This window comes from Odoribacter sp. AF15-53, assembly GCF_003479425.1.
Classification (GTDB): domain Bacteria; phylum Bacteroidota; class Bacteroidia; order Bacteroidales; family Marinifilaceae; genus Butyricimonas.
Map to the genome: position 1 here is coordinate 23,333 of NZ_QUHC01000006.1, position 16,569 is coordinate 39,901.

Below are 16,569 nucleotides of genomic sequence, written 5' to 3' on the forward strand. Positions count from 1 at the left end.
AATAAAGAATCTCACATGAAACAGAAATTAAATTACAACATGCAAATGGACATTAAATACAATTACCTGGAAAAGATCAATGTACCGGAAATTGTAAAAGAATGTACCGATAAATGGTTCAACCAATCATTATGCGAGGTCAATTCCTCGGTATTCAGACTTGGGATCTTCGAAGGAGAATATCATCTGCATAAACACGATCATGACGACGAACTCTTTTTTGTTATTGATGGTTCCATTGTTCTGGAAACAGAAAAGGGCAATTTCGAACTGGGACAATTCGAAGGTGTATGCGTACCCAAAGGTATCATGCACAGACCTATCGCAAAACAGAAAGCCATTGTCCTGATGATCGAAAATAAAGGAATTGACCCTATCGGGAATGATTGAGTCATTATATCATCAAAACTCAAGAAAACAAAACAGGGAATGAATATCCCTGTTTCGCCTTCTTGAATTTATATATTTCACTCGATTTTTCTCTCCAGTTCTTTCTACTAACGTATTCCGTGGCAAACCTGAAAGATTAGAAACATGAAATAGTTTATTTAAGAATCTTTCCCTTTCTTACTTTATAAGAAATCTCTTCGCTAGCATTTCCCCGAGAAAAGTTAACATAATCCACATTATTCCCGGTAGATAAATGCAATTCTCCCGTGTACCATATCGCCTTTATCGGTGATCCATCACTCCCAGGAAAAATAACATCAAAAGAAATTATCTTCCCCGACTCGGCTCCTCGAAGTGAAATCAAATAAAGAAAACCATCCCGGATTTCCCAGCAAGCAGTATATCCTCGCAAACAACGAGGGGTAAACTCGTCCCGCAGCAAGGAACGAATACGGGCGTAAAGATTCATATCATATTGAAGAGGATAATTTTCTAATTTATAAGCTCGACCATCCATCCGAAGCGTGTCCGTCATCCCGAAATTCCAGTGAGAATCACGATAAACAGCTTTACATCCCTTACCTTCCCATACTCTCAGTTCACTTCCCGGCTGCGAATGCACTCGACCGCAAAGTTTCACGTAATCCCATGCGGGGACAAGCAGCACGCATTCCTTCAATTCTTGTATATAGGGGTTGGAAAAATCATTTTCAATCCATTTCCCGTCATTGTCTCTCACCTGACTAATAGAGGATTTATCCGGTACCACACGCACCGCAATCCCTAAACTGTCAATGCTACCGTCAGGCCGGGAAATTACCTGTACTTTAGCAAGCAAATACTTATTTGCCAACTCCGGGAAGCGATCCCCGTTAAACAACGTCTCGATTAATGGTAACGTATATTCCACCGAAAAAACAGTTTCTTTCCATACATTACGATAAGTCGATCGGGAAACCACTCGTCCGTTTTCCACCCGGTAGATCCATTCATCCTCGTAATCCGACCGAAATCCCATACCTCCCCGATGAATACATTCCCCTCCTACCACGTTCAGCTCACCACTAAACCACGAGGCAAAAACTTTTCCATCCTGCACATAATCGTCAAAAATACCCTCTAAATCCATAAAGACCATTTTATGATCGTCAGAACGTACTGTGCTGTAACAATCCTCGATCTTCTCCAGAAACAACGAATCATTCTGTAATCGCCACCACTCCACACTGACCGATAAATCCCGGATATAGCAAGAGTCATATAAACGATCCGACACTTTAGCCGATAACGTTGAATCCGCCCCTAAAGGATTGGAATACATCTGAAAAGTATCCTTCTCGATAAGCACCACGCTTTGCCCGGAAACTTCTACTGGAGGAAAAACAACAAAACAAGCCAAAAATACCCATAGAATAAAATACAACTTTTTCATAATTCATAGGTTATTGGTTAATAAAAATTCATCACATCATCTTTTTATAATGATAATATTCCAAACATCAGATATTCATTTTGAAGAACATGAGGCAATTTTGGATTCAAGCATGTTATTTCAATTTACTTTTTTCAACTCCTCATCAGCTTCCTTTAGTGCCTTTTTGAAATTAAATGTTCCGAACATGTCATAAACAGCCCAAGGCATCTTTATGCTGATATATTCTTTCCCAGGATAGTGTTCGTCAAAAATTAAAAATTCAGCTTGTTTAATTATTTCACAAGACTCTTTTGATAGGTTATCGTATAACTCTTTCATCGTGTTTTTGGCAAGAGAATCTAAGACTTGGAATATATTGTTACTCATCCAAAATGTAATATCAAAAACATCTCCTTCTTTGTTAAGGTGGAGAGTTATTTCAAAATCTTTCCGTCCAGATATATCTTTTACCCGTGTTTTTATCTCTGCGGGAACAATCTTCTGCCAAATATAATCCGGCCAACTCCGCACAATATTTTCTATCTCCTCTGTCATTAAATTATAATTGATACATCCCGGATACTTACTCTCGAAATGCTGATATTTCTTTTCGAATCCGGGTATACGTAACTCCCAAAATACTTCTGTCGATTCTTTGTTACTAACCCTTATAGGTATAACTGTTAAACCATTAATTACTCTCTGTGGCAAAGTATCGATAATCATACCATAATCTCGAACAACACCCGCTTTTGCCAATATACCACATAGCAGGTTTACCAATAATATTAGAATTACTTTTTTCATTTGGTTTCTATTTTTTAGGATGAATAATATATTTGTTCTTTTAAATTTAGAAGCCTTGCCAAAAGACTTTTAACAAAAGAGGAGTATAATGATTAAAATCAGTTATCTGTAATGAAAATTTATTTTCTTTGTCACTAAAATCAAGAAAATTTGTAATGCAAAATACTCCATACATTTGAAATTTACGTACTATCAAATTTGAATTATAATTATAAGCGTTTATTAGAGTTTTCAACCATTCTTGGTAATCTGAATAAATACTATCACCAGAGACTGATTTCATTCCTTGATATTCGAAAACCAAACCTTTAAAATCTCTACTCATAATCAAATCCGTTAAAACCCTTACTTCATATTCTTCACAAGCAGCATAATATCCATCAGTATAAGTTTTATAATTAAGATAAGCATAAAGATGTAATAGTTCATGTAATAGATTTTCAAAAGTTATATGATTACTACCATTAAAGCCTATTTCCGTGATAATAAAACTGGGTTTACACTGTGCTTCGTTTTTCGATTCAGAGCCAGCAGGAAACTTATAAAAATTAATTCTTATACCAGATTCCATTAAAAAAATAAGTAATTTGCGTGTTTTGCGATTGGAGTATAAGAATTCAATATGAGATAATATATTAGATCTATCATATATATTATTTATTGATTTATCAAACTCAAATATTGCTTTTATCGGATCGGGCAAAACAAATAATTCTATGTCTGGATCAAAATTTTGTTCATGATCAATCATATCCATCTCATTTACACAACCACCAAAAGTCAGTAGGATAAAAAGAAAAACAATATGTTTTAATAATTTCTTTTTCATCATCTTACATATTTCGTTATAAAAAAAGCCGCCTCAAGGATGAGAATTGAGACGGCTTCGGGGGTTAAACCATTTTTTTTCTAACCTTACTCTTTCTTCTTCTTCAGCATTTCCACAATAAACTTCTCCAGTTCTTTGCCCCGGAGATTCTTTGCCACAATACGATTTTCCTCATCAAGAATAAAAGTACGGGGAATGGTTGTTACCAAATACTCGGTAGCAATCGCAGAAGGCTGTTTCAAGTCGGACACGTTTTTCCAGTCACTACCATCCTGACCGATTGCGGTTAACCAAGCTTGCTTATTATCATCAAGAGAGACACTGATGATCTCCAAACCTCTCGGGCGATAACGTTTATAGAGTTTCAACAGATTCACATTTTCCTGCCGACAAGGTTGGCACCAAGATGCCCAAAAATCCACGATCTTCACTTTTCCCTTTGTCTCGTGCAAGGCAAGTACTCCGCCATCGGCCAACGGAGCACTGAAATTGGGTGCAATCGCCCCCACGGCAACTTTTTGCATCTCGGCTAACTTGGTTGCTACCCGTTTGCCATAGAAAGATGCTTTCGCCTTCTCGCCAAGAGCTTCGTAACGTGCGGTCAATTTCGTGTCGTCCATACCCAGCATTTTCCCGGCCACCACGTAAGCGGACACGTACGAATCGCTATACTTCTTTATTAACGCCAATTCATCAGCTAACACTTTGTTCTCTATTTTACTGAATTCCTGTTGTAACTTTGGCTGAAGCGATATATTCTGACGTGCCTGTGCATCCATTTGTTGTTGGGTTCGTAACAGACATTTATTCAAATCGTCGAATTCTTTCCATATTTTTTGAGCTTCGCTATCACTTTCAACAATCATTTCATTCGTACCAAGCGTGATCGTGTAATGAGCATTCTCCAGCATGATTGTTGCTAGTACCGGGGTCTTCTTGACGGGAGTCAAGTAAACGACTGTCATCTCTGGCATCCGACCTGTAAATTCGAATATCCCGTTCGTGACCGTTGCCTCACCAATATCGATCATTCCGTTCTCCGTGTCGGCAATCAGTAATAATTTCCCGTTGACCGTGTTAGCTAGTCGTCCTTCTATCTTGTAGCTATCTCCTTGTGCCATACTTGTAAAAAGGCACCCCAACAAGAGACTTACGGTAAATAAAATCTTTTTCATAGTTTTTAGTTTCTAGTTTCTAATTTTCCAACTACCCCCTCCGGCTCCCCCTTACACAGGGGGAGAGTTGATTACCAAGCGGTTTCCCCGCCTGTGTAAGGAGGGGCTAGGGGTGGTAGTCCTCCGTTCAAAATTCTAAACTTACTAGTTTTTAACTTTTAGCTTAAATCATCTCCCGCTAAAACCAATAAAGGCCAACACGGGAGACTTTGACTTAATTTACTATTCTTGTTCCCGCTGTCTCGGAACTTTTAATGCAGGTTCTTTCACCGGTTTCGGGGTTGCCTTCTCTATTACCAGACCGTCCACGATCATTCCGGCAGGATAGATCATAGAGGCGGGATAATAATTAGGCAAGTAATTCATAACTTCTTCTTTCGAGGATATCGCCATTATTTTCTGCAATTTCGTCAGATCAGGCATACGGAAACCCGTGGTACGAACCCGTGTCTCTTTCCCATCCTTGAGATCAACCCGGTAAACAACTAACGCTGATCCGGCTATACCTCTCACGATGTAAGCACACGATTGTCCGGCTTCCTTGGCCGCCTTGATCAACATCTTCTTCATCTTCTCGTGAGAAGTCCCTTTCTCTACCTGCACGTGAATGGTCCCGGTTCCCGTCGTAACGGTAGGACTTTGTGGTGATAGGATAAAACGAGCACTACCCGTTGTTTCCAGAGCCTGCAAGGTCGGTGTACGCCCGTTCAACATTTTCTTGAAAACGCCTTTCTCGACCAACGTCATCTCAGCTTCCGGCGTGACCCCTTCCCCATCAACCTCGTAATAACCATATAACGGTATGCCGTTATACTCTTTCATCGCCGTGTAATTTTTGATTGTCAAACGATTATCCATAATCTTACTTCCGAACTGATCTACCAGTCCTCCACGTGTCGGGGTTAGAGTACGGGAAGCGATCAAGCCGCCACGATACAACAGATTATTAGCCAAGATCGTGGCAACAGCCCCACCCTCGAACATGATCGGACCATTATAATATTCCGCTACCGGGGGAGCCGCTTTCAATTGTAACAATCCCTCGGCAAACGCTTTCACTCGTTCTTTCAACTGCTCGATCGAAGGAATTTCTGCCGGATTCAATAATGAAAGCGAAAACGAATCACCAACATTAGAGCCATCATCGGCTCTAGCCTCGGCAGAAACAGATATATTCACGAAACCACCGGGAGATTTCAATTGTACCCCTTCCGTGGTCAACCGATAAAGGTCTACTTCCGTACCGCTCACGCTCACGCTGGAATTATAAATATCCTTATACTCCTTGAACACGGCCGAAACTTCAGTCACCAATTGTTGCAAACCTGCCAAGTCGATCTCGTATTTCACTTCCCGTTCCTGCAAGCGAGTCACCGCCGGAAGTTGTTGCATATCCGCCAAAGTCGCTTCATCCGGAGACTTGGGATTTTGTTGAAGGTAATTCGTTTTTTGAGCCATAGCTCCCAACGCATACTTGTACATCATGTCCGACGATTCCCACAATCCTCGGCGAATCACGTCATAGTCGACCTCTGACGGTAACTGTGCGGGAGCAATTTGATCCATGTAACTCACGTCACTATTATTCTGATAATCACCAAGTATCACCTGCACCCCCCCGTTCATTTGCCATGGCGAAACACTAGAATGGAACAATCCTCCCAGTGAACCGACCACTTGGAAGCGTCGGTAACGGGCCACCGTATACGAGATATAATAGGGTTTCGGCCCGCCCGGCAGGATAAGAGCCGCATTATTACGCTCCTGTTCTGAACGCATGGCCGCGAAAATCACCTTGTCAGTATCTTTATCTGTAAACTCTTCCGGTTTCGGCGAGGGTAAGATAGGAGCAATATCACGTGCTTGAGCCCGGCGTTGTGTCTCGATCTGGCTCACGAATATCGTGGGTGATGAGGCCGTCACGGGAACCCAACCCGACTCCGCACCACAAACGCCCGTGAAAACACTGGGTTCATTACCGGCAGCCGTAATATTGGAGAACATCGACAACGGGGTTCCGATCATGTCCACACCCCGCACCAGTTGGTCGGGACGACCATCCACAAACACCCGATACACTTCCAAAGGTGTCACGTTGAACGAGTTCAGGCTTCCCCCTTCACCCGTGTACGTGAACCCGCTTGTCACGGTCCGGAAATAGTAACCGTATTCTTTCCCTTGTTTTTGAGCTTCCGCTACCAACATGGCCCGAAGTTCGTCTTCCGCGTAAGGACGGGTAGTCTCTATAATCAAATTGGATTGCCGGGACACGGGATCGCCCCCACCGGAAGTACGGCCATGACCGTTACTCGCCGGAAAACCATCCAACGGCACCCGGCTCATCAAGAATTCCTTCAACACACCATTCACCACGTTATCCACGCGGCGAGCCTTCACCCCCTCGTCATCATACACGTAATGACCATATAAGTCAGTATTGGCGTACCGTTTTAACAAAGGCGCACAATACACTTGAAATTCAGCAGGCAGAACTTGTTCTCCTACCATCTTCTTAAAGGTTTGACCGCCCGATTTCAAGCGATGCCCCTCCAAGCGGTGACCGAAAATCTCGTGAAAAAACACCCCGCTGGCAGGTCCCGATAAAATAGCAGGTCCCGTGTAAGGATCAGCAACTGGCGCATCACGCAACGCCATCAACCGTTTGATCATATCCTGTGCATCAGCGATCATCCGGTCATTATCCGGCAACTCGTCGGGCGTGTAAGCGAAATAGTCCATATTCAAGGGTAATTCCATCCCGTCTGCCGCCTTCAATGATGCCATTAACATCACCCGGGTAGAAACCCGATTTTGCACGACCACACTCCCCTCGCTATTCACGAAGTAAGTACGTAAAACCTGAAAGCTAAAACTGGCTGATCCTTCCCGCAACGCCGGGCAGGACTTGAACACGGCGGAAACCTCATCCATTCGCTGTTCCCAAGCCCGTTTGATATCCATTTTCTGTCTTCCGACAGCCAAAGGTGCTTCATAATAATGTTCCACGGGTGCCTCCGAAAAACAAGGAGCCTTATCCTCATCCTCCACGCTCACGGTAGCCCGGGTCTTTGCTTGATCATACATGTTACGGGCAAATTCATAACGTTGCAATATTTCCCGCCAGATCGCTTCTCGAATCGCATCCGTGGCATGATCATCCAAAGGTAAAATCACCCCTTGGGCACCTTGTGCATTGGGTCCGGCAATCCCTCCCTGCATGTTATACTTAAAATTATCCAAATCCGGACTACCCAACCGGATTTGTGGTACTAACGTCCGCATGCGGTTTTCGTTGGCGGATGTTACAGCTCCGAACGAACTTACAACCGTTATGGTATAGTCGTCCATTGCCCGCATATTCATATAATAGGGGACACTCTCCTGTTTCTTTAACTCCTCCATGTTGTATTTCAACTCCTGCTTCATCAGTTGCAAAAGACGATCCTCCTGCTCTTGCCCGAATACACCGGAAAAAGTCAATAATAGTATCCCGCTAAAAAAGAGTCTGGTTAAATGACTTATTTTTAACATACCTTTTTAGTATTTACTTAACGACCGCCGGAGCGGTCGTTAATAATATATTTTACTTGTAAGGGATAATATCTCCCAATTTAATCATACAGTTTCCTCCCATGTCAGCTCTGTCACGTAAGAAAAATCTGATGTATCGAACTTTTCGCAAACCTTCTGCTATCGGTAACAGGGTTACCTCTCCCGAACCACGTCCCAAGGTATTTATTTCAAGGAATGTAACCTTGTCCCAATTGGCTCCATCAACAGAAGTCTCTATCGTAATTGTAGAAGGCATAAAGTTTGGTGTTTCTTGGTCTGATCTGGGATTATACAGTGCCTGTGCCACCTTTATTCCACGAATCTCAGTCGGTTCAAGTAATTCCATCTGCATCTCGTAATCACGCAGAGAAGTATAGGATGTTGTAGCCCACACACTTTCCACATCGTCATCCAACAAATTATTTAACTTTGCGTACGGATCGGTAGGAGAACAATAAATTCTATTCCCGTCACTATATTCTCTCAAAGCTTCTTTCTCTATCACCTTCAAGTCCGAGGGTAATTGGGGATAATCAATATAAGTCATGTACGGTAATTCATAATTAAAATAATGAATCTCCCATCCTCCATAATAATCGATTGTCAACCCCAATATTTCATTTGCTTTGTTTAACACCTGAACACTCTTCTCTTCAGATCCCAGTAATAGACTTTTATCATATTCTGTTCCATATCGGGAATCCAGGTAACGATTTTTCCCAAATATAAGTTTTTTCAGTTTAGGGCAATAAAGTACATCTTCAAAAGTTTCGATGTCATAATCGAACTCCAGTTCTTCAACCTCCTCAACAAATTTTTCAAACTCGGCTTCCTGCTCTTTCGTGTCTGTCAACTTACCGTAACGTAGGTGAATGGCGTTCACGAATCCAGCGCTAAAATTCTTCTTGCGACTGATCGCATAAGGATCGAACTCTATTATATCCGGACAATCTTCCAGTCTTCCTTTTCGAAGTACATAAACCGTATCTGCCTGATTCATACTCACATCATCAATCGTGACAAGATTATTATAACTCGTTTCCTTATCGAACACGTAATATTGAGTTTCCCCTTGCGTATTCTTGTACTGCAATTTCATCTCTTCGATATTCTCATTCCACATATCGGAAAAGAAAATCATTTTATTCTTCAAGAAATAGGACTTCAAAACGCCTCTCGTAAAAGCCAACATAATCTCGTGTTGTCGCGTGTACGGGCGTCCATACGTCGTTTCTGTCAATGACTGGTTACCTACCGAGTCCACGGCACAAACGTCGAATCGGAAAGTTCCGTCCGTTAAGTTTTTCAACTCGAAAGAAGTAGAGGTATTCGGTAAAAATACAGAATCTTTACGATCCTCAACAGTCCACACAACCTTTATTTTATCAATTGTGGCATCCGTACCGTTTATCCATTCCAACACCAAGCCTTCCCATCTGGGAGTAACATGTACTTCCGTACATTTTGCCACATAACGGATCTTCCCGTCGCCTGCATAATCGCTATACGTATCCTCCAGACTTTCATTGCAACCAACCAGTAAAGCAACTGCAGCAAATAAATTTATTATATATTTTCTCTTTCTCATAACTTAATTCTTTTTTACATAAACTTCCAGTTCATGCAACGTAAAATGGTCTTGTTCATTAGTATTCACATTACTTGTACGAGTATCAAACGTATCATTTACCACAAGTTTCAGATAACGATAAGTTTTATTATGCGGGGGAAGCTGAATATCCACGTAAATAGGATCCTGTTTCGCAAGTTCATTTACATCACTCGGGGCTGATTCAAGTTGTGTTGTACGATACGCCCACCACTCCCTTTGTACCTCAGCGCTCGGATCTTGAGCCAAACGTCCCAAGTATTCCCACCCGTCAGCATTCGGATCTGAAGACTCCTTGTTACCGTACACGGTCACATTACATGGAAGTTTATCTTCATAAGAGCCTTTCCATACATTTGACAAAGCCTGATTAGCAGCCGTGAACCTAGCGGTCATTGGGCAAAAACAATACATACGAACCCAAGCCGGTGTTTTCTGTTCTCTTAAATCAAGTATGATCGGTTTACCAAAAGCATAGGGGCCGGCCACGTAAGTAGCACAAACTTCGGTTCCCGACCGTGTATCCGTAACAGCAGTTGAAGCTATAAAGCGTTCTTCTCCTCTCAACTCCCCATCAAACAAATACTGTACGCCTGTCTTCGCTTTTACATCCTCTATAGAAATCCCGAAATCATTAAAATCCGCAGCCGTCATGGGCCATTTTTCACTTCGGAAAGCATCAACATCCGGAAAAATCTCCTGTCTTACCCGGTATCCTTTAAAATCCTCCGTGCGAACGATCACCGTGTTTTTCAAATTTTCCTGCTGTAAAATAAAATTCAATGTATCTCCCCCCTGAAGAAGTGGGAAACTGTTCACTAGAATCGTATCTTCCTTTTGTGTCACCGGATTAATTCCCAAGTAAAAAATATGAGCCATCCCGGTTACCACTGTCGGACTTTTATAAATCACTTGAAATCCATTCCAAGAAGAAGAAACTTCCAAATCATCGAAGAAGGCCCAAGGCGCACTATCCAAGGTTTCGAACGAGTATTCCAACGATGCGGATTCTTCATTCCGGTGATTGACAAAAGAAAGATTAACAGCAACCTCCTGTCCCCGGGTAAAACCATCTAAAAGGAGCGAATCGCCACTGTAACCACAGGTTTTCAACACGTTATTCCCCTGCCAATCCTTGTAACGGACATTCATGGCAAAAATATCCCTGTTATTCGGTAAGGTATAGTGCATCATTGCTCCCCCCGCCACAGGTGTGAATTTAACTTCCAATCCTTCTGTCCCTGTCTCGAAAACAGTGTCATCGTCATTACAGGCAGAAAAACTGAATATCAATAATAATAACAAAATTGTATTTCTCATCATACTATTTTTTAATAACTAAATCTACAATTGTAAATCTAAAATCATCTACCACCCCGGATTCTGAACCATCCCGGAGATAAGAATCTCTTCGGCATCCAGAGGATCGAAGTAATCCCGCGGGGCCACGAACTTATTTTTACTCCAAACCACGATCGGGCCATTCTCGTTATTGTAGAAAGCCTGGAAACTTGTCCCAAGGATATTCCAACCGTATTGTTTTTCGTTCATCGTCTGATGAGCAATCAACCAACGGCGAAGATTCCAATAGCGATGTCCTTCAAAAGCAAACTCAACATTGTACTCCTGACGAATAATCTCGCGCATACCGATTTTTGAATCCACTTTCGCCGGGTTGTTTGAATAAGTTTTCCAAGCTTCCCTTACCGGCGGGATTCCGGCACGTTCGCGCACTTTGTCAAGCGGATCATACACCCGGCTATCCGGTTGTTCCAGATACTCGTTCCACGCTTCCGCTTGCATGAGGAACACCTCGGCCAAACGAATGATTGCCACCGTTTCATTCCCCTGCAAATTAGTCGAATAACTTTGAGTTGTATACCATGAAAAAAGATGCTTTTTCAACCAGTAACCGCTAATATTCTGCCATGTGTTGCTTACAATAAAATCAGACTGGGTTCCCCAAGGCTTTTCATTTTTATGCGCCTCCACGAGCAAATTATAATTATCCCACAGAGTATTCGTCCCTCGTTGCCAGTACATCCGGTCCCCGGCAATATGAGCGTAGAAACGAGGTTCCCGCCGCAAGTGAAGATTCACCACGGTGGTATTCAACGGAATCACATCCTCATAGAGCTGACTACTCTCGGCTCCCAACTTGTAACGATTAGCATAACTCCAAGTATTGTCGGCATCAATAGGTAAACCATGTTCCGTGTAGTACATCTCCACCATTTTCATTGAAGGCGATAAACAACCAAGAGAATTGGTTTCAAAATTCTTATCATCCCCCATCAACCGCGGTAAAGTAAAATCATGAAACCTGAAATCCACGTACTTCCATTCCAACAAATATTCCTGATTATTAAAGCGGGAGAACATACTGGTCTCAAGATCATACATCTTATTCAACAATTTCGTTTTTTTCGTACTTTGTCCGGAGAACATTTCCCGATCCCCCGATGCACATATTGCTGCTGCTTTGTCCGCAGCTTCCGCCGCCAATAACCACTTATTCCGATCATAACTAGAATTAAAAAGTAATTCCCCGTTCTTGTTCTTAAAATCAGCATAAAACGCATTCCCGTTAAACAATGGAGAAGCGGCGTAAAGTAATACTTTAGCTTTTAAAGCATACAATGCTTCAAGACAAAATGTATGTCCGTAATTACTTAATCGCTGACTATGCATAGGTACATACTTCATTGCTTCATCCAGTAAATTAATAATCTCTTTAAAACAAGAGTCCACGGGTTGACGCGGTAATTGATATTCTTTCACGTCCAAGTCCACCGGCATATTTTGAGGAACCAAACAAATAGGACCGTAATGGCGCATTAATTCGAAATAAATAAAAGCTTTAACCGCTTTCACATCAGCCTTCCACCAATTACGATCTTCTTCGGTCATATTGTAGGTCCGATCAATATTTTCAAGAAATGTATTACTATTCCTAATGATCGTGTACATTTTGTACCAAATAGCCCCGTAAGGATTTTGCGACATCTGTTGTCCGTCTGCCACTTTCAACCCGTCAAGCTGATACAGGCTTGAATTATACAAAGCCTGACAAGTCACGAATTCATCCGCACCCATGTAAGAGGTATTTGTCGCAATACTTGCGAACACATTATTCAACTCGCTGTAAAGTCCTTTCCACCATACTTCGACCTTCGATCTTTGCTCGAAAATAGACTCCACGGTTTCTATGTCTTTTTCCGGAACCATATCAAGGTAATCACACCCGGGGAGCAGGAAAATAACACAAAGTATAGATAACAAATATTTTTTCATCATAACACGTATTTAATTTAGAAACTTACATTCAATCCGACCGACCAGGTCCGCTGGATCGGGTAGTTAAAGCCACTATTACCTAATTCCACATCCCAAACCTTAAAATCCGTGATCAGGAAAGGATTGTTAACCCGGGCATAAAATTTCACACTTTGCATTCTTAACTTACGCAACAAACTTTGCGACACATTATAAGCCAACTCGATAGACGTGCAACGCAAGAAACTACATTCTCTCATGAAATAAGTGGACTTCCGGATTTCCGCACCGGTACCCCAGTTCTCCTGTGGGTTATGAACATCTATTGATTGCGTGGAAAGACGCGGCCAGAAAGGACGTTCTTTCATGTTGTCTTCACTCCAATGATCATCATAAATTGCCTTCAACATGGCCCGGTTATTCTCGAACGGACCAATACTCATAGGATTCATGAAAAAAGCTCGTTTACCCGATCCCTGAAAAGCAAAACTAAACTCGAAATTCTTGAAATTAAAAAAGCCGCTGAAACCATAAATTACCCGCGGAGTTTCCGGGAATCCGATATAAGTAGCATCGTTCACGTCAATCACCCCATCGTTATTCAAGTCGCGGTAACGGATGTCGCCCGGCATCACATCCCCACCTTGTCGGGGAGAGTTGTCGATTTCTGCCTGATCGCGGAAAAGTCCCTCCGCGATGTAGCCGATCGCTTGAGACAACTCATGTCCTTTTTTTCGTTGCCATTCCGGTTTGTTCGTGGCTTCTTCAATCTCTTTGAAAACAGCTTTATTATACGTGAATGTCCCGTTCAAGATCATCCAGAAATCAGGAGAAAAAGCGTGCTGTATTTTACCCGAAAGGTCTATTCCCCGGGAACGAGCCTTACCGACGTTTCCGATCTGGGGAGACTCCAATCCGGTAGTTGAAGGCATCGTGTAACGGTAATCAAGGATATTATGACGAACCTCTTGATAAATATCAGCATTCAATTCAACAATCCCACCGAAAAACTTAGTTTCTATACCCAAATTCGTTTGTTCTGCAATCTCCCATGTAATCTTGTCATTAGGATAAGATATTATTTTATAGATAGACATCTGCTGTCCGTTCGGAGAAGGATCTGTAGCACTCTCAGGTTTTAACAAAGGTAAATGAGTGAAATGCGGGGTACTGATAACACCGTCATTCCCAACTTTACCCCAAGAAAGGCGAAATTTCAAGAAAGAAAGCCAGTGGGAAGTATGATTTACAAAGAAACCCTCTTTAGATGCGATCCATGCTCCTCCAACCGCGGGAAAAAAGCCGTATCGGTGATTTTTGGCAAAACGCTCGGAACCATTATAACCGAAACTGGCTTCTGCAAAATACCTGTCCCGGAATCCGTAGGTCCCTCGCATAGAGAATCCCATGTTTCGCTGAGGAATACCATCCAAAACGGTTGCCGTGTTCGAATTAGTCGTTTCCTGTGCATTAAGCACGGCCGTTAAACTGGTCTGGTGTTCGCCCCAAGCCGCAACATGCAACCCTCGTATCTCGTAAGTCATCTGCGTGGCCTGAGAACTCTCACTCTTTTTAGGATCTTTATCCAGTGTCCTTGATGCTTCCAACCCATTGATAGCATTTAATATATGCACTCCGGTCTCAAAATCATATTTCGCCAAAGAATACATATAAGGAATCGTTTTATAGGCATTAGCATAGTAACCCGTTTGATTCAAGGAAACAGAAGCCCGTAATTCCAATCCTTTGAGAATAGGCGATAGGTTATGAATATACTCCGCACGAGCAACAGCCGAATAACGACGGCGATCCTTGTATCCTTGATGAAGCTGCATGTAAGGATTAACTGTATTCTGATCCACCGCACCAAAACGAAGATGCGGCCAGCCGTAAGTTTCGTCTCCCGGATAAACGGGTGCAAAATCCACCGGAGAAGCGTTGAAAGCCATGTAGTAAGCTTCGGTCACGTCGGCATAAGGCCCCCGATATTTATCCAAGTTAGCAGAAGTATTGATGTTCAAACGAATCCCTGCACTCAAGTCAATATTCAAATTTGTCCGGAAAGAGAAGGTGTTATTCTCTATATTAGTTTTGAATTGATTCAAACGATCGGTTTTCAACATACCCTCATCCCGAACATAATTGACAGAAGCGTAATATTGAACTAAACGGGAACCTCCCCGGATGTTCAACCCTGCACGGTGATTAATAGAGTAATCATGAAACATGACATCATACCAGTCATTGGCAGGATACACCCAAGAAGGATACAGCGGTGAACCGGTACGCTCGATACGTTCCACGCTATACTGCGGAGTTGCCGCAGGATTGCGAGCCAATAATGCCCGATTGTACATTTTCATGTAAGTAACAGGATCTACCACATCAATTTCCCGGGTCGGCATACTTACTACAGCCTCGTAACGAACTGAAGTATAAACACTACCTTCTTCCCCTCTTTTGGTCGTCACAAGAATAACCCCATTGGCTCCACGAGCACCATACATGGCGGTAGCCGATGCATCTTTCATCACGCTAAAAGTCTCAATATCCTCCGGAGTCATACGAGAAAGGTCCAGTTTGGAAGATTCCACGCCATCAATCAGGATCAAGGGATCAATATTAGCATTGGTTTGAAAAGAAGTTATACCCCGGATGTAGAATTTAGTATTCATCTCCTCTTCCGTCAAGGCTCCGGGAAGACCTCCCGTCTGCCACCCGACAATACCGGCGATTTTTCCGGCAAACTGACTGGTAAGGTCACTACTTGAAGACTTTAAAGTCCTCGCATCCACGGTTGTAATAGCAGATACCACACTCTCCTTTTTTTGCTCCCCGAAAGCTACGACAGTCACCTCCTCGATATTCTCGGCCGTGGGATTCAACCGGATGTTTATTTTTGTCTTTCCCTTAGGCTCCACAACTTCCGTTTTGTAACCGATAAAAGAAACCCGCAAAGCATCGGTTGGTCGAACGCTGATCGTGTAACGCCCATCGGCATCCGTGGCAACTCCCTGTGTCGTTCCCTGAATAAGCACGGTAGCCCCGGGAATCGGATTTCCTTTTTCATCCACGACCCTTCCCGTTACTTGTGCAAATTTTGGTTCCTCTTTAGGCCCCACGAGGATTTTCCCGTTTGCTTGTTGCTTACAAGTCAACTGGGTTCCCTCCAAACAAGCTTGAACGGCTTTCAACACAGTTACATCTGTTAATTTTAATGTAACCTTTTTCTGTTCTTTCATCACCGTCTCCTCATTGAATGTAACGAGATTTCCGCCTAAACGATTAATCTCGTACAAGGCACGCAAAACACTAACATCTTTAAGGTCAACAGAAATTGTTCCCGATGTCGCTTGCTGACCCAATACCCACGTGGAAGAAGAAAGCGTTATCGCTAAAAAAAGCGAAAAAACATTAAACAATTTCCCGTAGGTACACAAAAGTCCCAAAAAGACTTTTGGTTCCGTTCTTTTTTTCATAGATTTGTGATATTAAATTTAACATTGCCCTTGCATTA

10 protein-coding genes are annotated in these 16,569 nt (G+C 42.5%); 1 reads left to right on the top strand and 9 read right to left on the bottom strand.

What is annotated here, in order from left to right; genetic code table 11:
* Positions 1-15 precede the first annotated feature (15 nt).
* A complete protein-coding gene (locus DWW52_RS13205; RefSeq protein WP_118715984.1) occupies positions 16-390 on the top strand; it encodes a cupin domain-containing protein in 375 nt (124 codons plus the stop codon).
* Between the two features lie 154 nt (positions 391-544).
* Here DWW52_RS13205 and DWW52_RS13210 read toward each other — a convergent pair whose 3' ends face one another.
* The 9 genes from DWW52_RS13210 to DWW52_RS13250 all read right to left on the bottom strand — a co-directional run bounded on the left by DWW52_RS13210 (position 545) and on the right by DWW52_RS13250 (position 16,531).
* Positions 545-1,822 carry a hypothetical protein gene (locus tag DWW52_RS13210; protein WP_118715985.1) on the bottom strand — a complete coding sequence of 426 codons (1,278 nt, stop codon included), beginning with the start codon at positions 1,820-1,822 and terminating at the stop codon, positions 545-547.
* A 120-nt stretch (positions 1,823-1,942) separates the two neighbouring features.
* Positions 1,943-2,611, bottom strand: a complete 669-nt coding sequence (locus DWW52_RS13215; protein WP_118715986.1) for a hypothetical protein — start codon at positions 2,609-2,611, stop codon at positions 1,943-1,945.
* Positions 2,612-2,657: 46 nt separating this feature from the next.
* Complete coding sequence (locus DWW52_RS13220) at positions 2,658-3,440, bottom strand: hypothetical protein (protein WP_118715987.1); 783 nt, start codon at positions 3,438-3,440, stop codon at positions 2,658-2,660.
* Positions 3,441-3,526: 86 nt separating this feature from the next.
* A complete protein-coding gene (locus tag DWW52_RS13225; RefSeq protein WP_118715988.1) occupies positions 3,527-4,615 on the bottom strand; it encodes a TlpA disulfide reductase family protein in 1,089 nt (362 codons plus the stop codon).
* Between the two features lie 222 nt (positions 4,616-4,837).
* A complete protein-coding gene (locus DWW52_RS13230) occupies positions 4,838-8,146 on the bottom strand; it encodes a metallopeptidase TldD-related protein (protein WP_118715989.1) in 3,309 nt (1,102 codons plus the stop codon).
* A 52-nt stretch (positions 8,147-8,198) separates the two neighbouring features.
* Positions 8,199-9,755 carry a DUF4998 domain-containing protein gene (locus DWW52_RS13235; RefSeq protein ID WP_118715990.1) on the bottom strand — a complete coding sequence of 519 codons (1,557 nt, stop codon included), beginning with the start codon at positions 9,753-9,755 and terminating at the stop codon, positions 8,199-8,201.
* A 3-nt stretch (positions 9,756-9,758) separates the two neighbouring features.
* On the bottom strand, positions 9,759-11,096 hold the full coding sequence (locus DWW52_RS13240) for a DUF4959 domain-containing protein (RefSeq protein ID WP_158582594.1): 1,338 nt from the start codon (positions 11,094-11,096) through the stop codon (positions 9,759-9,761).
* Between the two features lie 48 nt (positions 11,097-11,144).
* The gene (locus tag DWW52_RS13245; protein ID WP_233556903.1) at positions 11,145-13,073 is read right to left on the bottom strand and encodes a RagB/SusD family nutrient uptake outer membrane protein; all 1,929 of its coding nucleotides are present in this window, start codon (positions 13,071-13,073) and stop codon (positions 11,145-11,147) included.
* A gap of 14 nt (positions 13,074-13,087) precedes the next feature.
* Entirely contained in the window at positions 13,088-16,531 is a 3,444-nt protein-coding gene (locus DWW52_RS13250; RefSeq protein ID WP_118715993.1) for a TonB-dependent receptor, read from the bottom strand.
* Between the last annotated feature and the right edge of the window lie 38 nt (positions 16,532-16,569).

What these genes read in the sequence shown, in the direction of transcription:
- DWW52_RS13250 (WP_118715993.1), bottom strand. Translation starts at nt 16,531, where the DNA reads ATGAAAAAAAGAACGGAACCAAAAGTCTTTTTGGGACTTTTGTGTACC.
- DWW52_RS13240 (WP_158582594.1), bottom strand. Translation starts at nt 11,096, where the DNA reads ATGAGAAATACAATTTTGTTATTATTATTGATATTCAGTTTTTCTGCC.
- DWW52_RS13245 (WP_233556903.1), bottom strand. Translation starts at nt 13,073, where the DNA reads ATGATGAAAAAATATTTGTTATCTATACTTTGTGTTATTTTCCTGCTC.
- DWW52_RS13225 (WP_118715988.1), bottom strand. Translation starts at nt 4,615, where the DNA reads ATGAAAAAGATTTTATTTACCGTAAGTCTCTTGTTGGGGTGCCTTTTT.
- DWW52_RS13235 (WP_118715990.1), bottom strand. Translation starts at nt 9,755, where the DNA reads ATGAGAAAGAGAAAATATATAATAAATTTATTTGCTGCAGTTGCTTTA.
- DWW52_RS13215 (WP_118715986.1), bottom strand. Translation starts at nt 2,611, where the DNA reads ATGAAAAAAGTAATTCTAATATTATTGGTAAACCTGCTATGTGGTATA.
- DWW52_RS13210 (WP_118715985.1), bottom strand. Translation starts at nt 1,822, where the DNA reads ATGAAAAAGTTGTATTTTATTCTATGGGTATTTTTGGCTTGTTTTGTT.
- DWW52_RS13220 (WP_118715987.1), bottom strand. Translation starts at nt 3,440, where the DNA reads ATGAAAAAGAAATTATTAAAACATATTGTTTTTCTTTTTATCCTACTG.
- DWW52_RS13230 (WP_118715989.1), bottom strand. Translation starts at nt 8,146, where the DNA reads ATGTTAAAAATAAGTCATTTAACCAGACTCTTTTTTAGCGGGATACTA.
- DWW52_RS13205 (WP_118715984.1), top strand. Translation starts at nt 16, where the DNA reads ATGAAACAGAAATTAAATTACAACATGCAAATGGACATTAAATACAAT.